The sequence below is a fragment of the Thermococcus sp. M36 genome, assembly GCF_012027355.1.
Classification (GTDB): Archaea; Methanobacteriota_B; Thermococci; order Thermococcales; family Thermococcaceae; genus Thermococcus.
The window spans coordinates 1-448 of record NZ_SNUH01000198.1; the positions used below are offsets into that span (position 1 = coordinate 1).

At 27.0% G+C, this 448-nt stretch carries 1 protein-coding gene; it reads left to right on the forward strand.

Annotated features, from left to right (window positions below):
- Positions 1-91: 91 nt before the first annotated feature.
- A partial coding sequence (locus tag E3E36_RS11965; RefSeq protein WP_167895592.1) for a hypothetical protein occupies positions 92-448 on the forward strand: 357 nt, incomplete at its 3' end.

Sequence of the window (448 nt, forward strand, 5' to 3'; positions counted from 1 at the left end):
TCTAATTATGTTGCAGTTAAAATGATCAGAATTAAAGCAAAACTTAAAGAATCAGCAATTAAATATTACAATCACTCTTCATAAAATATTTATGGAACTGGATGATTTTAAAAACCTTTTAAATGAAAAATTTGAGAAGTCTGATGTTGAGTTAGGCTCTGAAAAAATTCATTTATCGCTTCAGGAAAAAACAAATTCTGTTTTATACAAACTAAAGAAAGGTGTTTGGTTTGAATTGACATCAACCATAACAGCCATTATTATTTTTGCTGTTTTATCTTTTTTATTAAGCAATAAAGGTTTGAGAATTTATTTCGGAACTTTTGCTTTAGTCATTGTCGCTTTCATACCCGTATTTGTACGGTTTTTAAGAATGATAAATAATCAAATGCTTTATGTTGATGCACCGGTAAAAGAAAATCTTACTACTTTAATTGCAAGTATTAAA